Genomic DNA, 2,667 nt, shown 5'->3' with positions numbered 1-2,667 from the left:
TGAACGCCGCGCCGACGAACAGCAGCACCAGCTTTTGGGCCGCCTCGGTCGGATGCTCGGGCAGCGACCGTCGAAGACCCTCATGCCCGGGCACGGCCAGCGCCAGTACCGCCAGCACCAACGGTGTCAGCGTCAGGAACAGCGCGTAGCCCGGGTCGGCGAGAATCAGTCGGAAATGCCGGGCCGCCAAGGTGAACGCCTGCCCGCGGTGACCTTCGTGGACAGTGGGCGGCGGCGCGGGCTGGACCGGAGCCGGTCGCGGCGGGGCGGCGACGGGCGGCGCGACACCGGCGACCACCCGGTCGAAGATGTCGGCCCAGTCCGTGGTGCCGAACCGGGCGCGCAGTTCGGCGGGCCGGCCGGCGAACACCGGCACGCCGCCCGGCGCCAGCAGCAGCACCTGGTCGCAGTCGTCCAGATTGGTGAGGTTGTGCGTGACCACGACGATCGTGCGCCCGTCGTCCGCGATGGACCGAAGCCGCGACATGATCTGCCTGTCCAGCGCGGGATCCAGACCTGACGTGGGCTCGTCGAGCAGCAGCAGCGACGGCGAGGTGAGCAGCTCCAACGCGATCGACACCCGCTTGCGCTGCCCGCCGGACAACCGGTCGATGCGCACGCCGGCGCGTTCGCGCAGACCGACCTCGTCCAGGGTCTTCGCCACCCGACGCCGGCGCTCGCCCGCCGCGGTGTCCGCCGGCAGCCTGAGCCTGGCCGCGTAGGCCAGCGCCCGGCGGGCGGTCAGCCTGGTGTGGACGACGTCGTCCTGCGGCACGATGCCGATGCGCCGGGCCACCGCCGACTGCTGGGTGTGCATGTCGTAGCCGTCGTAGCCGACCGATCCGCTCGTCGGCGCCAGCTCGCCGCAGAGCACCTTGAGCAGCGTCGACTTGCCCGCTCCGGACGGTCCGATCACCGCGATCATCTGACCCGGGCCGAGATCCAGGCTGACACCGGCCAGCAGCGAACGCCCCGGCACCGCGTAGCTCACGTCGTCGGCCACCAGCCGTGCGCCGGCTCCACCGCTGGTCCTGAGCTCATCGCCGTCAACGCGGATCTCCGCGCCGCCGAAGGTGAGCCGGTCCCCGACGGCCAGCGCGGTCCGGCCCTTCGTAGGCAGCCCGTTCACGAGTGTCGCGTTGCGACTGCCGAGATCGGTCAGCCACCACGTGCCGCCGACACGCTCCATGCGGGCGTGCCGCCGGGACACCTGCGGGTCGGCCAGCACGACGTCGTTGTCCTCGGCCCGGCCGATGGTCAGCCGGACCCGGTTGCCGATCCACACCGTGGTCAGCCGGTGGTCGCGCTGGTGGTCGGCACCTCACCCGGCAGACCGAGCAGCTCGGCGGTGCCGAGCACGAGGTAGTTCGCCGCGCAGCACGAACGGCCCGACACGGCCTCGTACTGGATCTTCAGCCGGAGCACGCCGCTGATGTCGATGTCGACGGGCACCTGCGCGCCGAACGGGATCGGCTTGTTGAACAGCTCACGGCCGTCGCCGAAGATCTCCAGCTGCATCTTCAACGTGGAGTCGCCCGAGTTGTCGTCGATGCCAGCGGTGGCGGTGAGCCGGCGGAATCCCTTGGAGATGTTGTACTCGACGGAGCTGGGCGAGGTGCGTGCGTCGACGTTCTCACCGACGGCGTGCAGGTAGCCGGTGCCGGCGATGGTCGCGCTCCGCCCGGATTCGGACCACCCTCCGGTTGCCACCCGAAGCGAGTCCAGGTATGCGACGACTGCCTGGCGGGCGACGGTCAACGTGATGGCGTCGCCGAGCGGGTCGCCGGCCTTGGGGTCCTGGGCGATGACCGTGCCGTCGGCCGCGGTGGCGTTCACCTGGTCGACGGTGTTGACCTTCACGGTGGTCGGCAGCGAGTCCTGCGCGGCGGTCAGCGTCTTGCCGACGAAGTCGGGCATGGTGGCCGGCTTGGTCACCGTTGTCGTCTGCGACACCGTGGTCGTGGTGGTCGGGGACCCGGCGGTCGTCGTTGTCGTCGTCGAGGTGGATGTGGCGGCCGTGCTGGTGGTGGCCGGTGACCGGACGGCGTACCAGCCGATGGCGCCGAGCACGAGCAACACGGCGAGCACGATGATCGCGACCCGGCCGCGACGGCGTTTGCGTTGCGGCACGGGACCTCCACGGCCGACGTGGTGCGGGGTGACGATGGGCGGTGGGGCCAGCACGGTCTCGGTGCCCGGGCCCGGCGCCTGCCGCGGCACCGGCGCCGGCGGCGTGCTGATCGGCAGCGCCAGCGGCACGTTGATCAGTTCGAGCACGAGGGCGTCGAGCACGGCCGACACCTGCTGCGCCGAGGACGGCCGGTCGCCCGGCTCCTTGGCCGTCAGCCAGGTGATGACGTCCCACAACTGATCGGGAATCCCGGCCGGCCTGCCCGGCAGCGCGTTCTCGTGCAACCGGATCACCGCGAGCATCGACCGGCCGGCGAACGGGGTGACGCCGCAACACAGTTCGTAGAGCACGATGCCGAGCGAGTAGAGATCCGAAGCCGGCGTCGCCTCCTGACCACTGCCGAGTTCCGGGGCCATGTACTGCGGCGTTCCGACCATCAGCGATCTTCTGCCGAGATCGGTCTCGGCAGCCAGCCGGGAAATCCCGAAGTCGGTCAGGGCGCGGCACGGAATCGTCCAACAGCACGTTTTCCGGCT

The 2,667-nt window shown here is 71.0% G+C and carries 2 protein-coding genes; both read right to left on the bottom strand.

Features of this window, described 5'->3' with window-relative positions:
• Positions 1–1,285: ATP-binding cassette domain-containing protein (locus KUTG_RS61300; protein ID WP_198047194.1), on the bottom strand; the 1,285-nt coding region annotated here is incomplete at its 3' end.
• A gap of 5 nt (positions 1,286–1,290) precedes the next feature.
• Positions 1,291–2,667, bottom strand: a 1,377-nt coding sequence (locus KUTG_RS16230) for a protein kinase domain-containing protein (protein WP_198047193.1), incomplete at its 5' end; no start/stop codon positions are given.

Origin of the sequence: Kutzneria sp. 744, assembly GCF_000568255.1 — a bacterium.
Lineage (GTDB): Bacteria > Actinomycetota > Actinomycetes > Mycobacteriales > Pseudonocardiaceae > Kutzneria.
The sequence above is the reverse complement of the archived record's forward strand: the minus strand, read 5'-3'. Positions and strand labels throughout refer to the sequence as shown.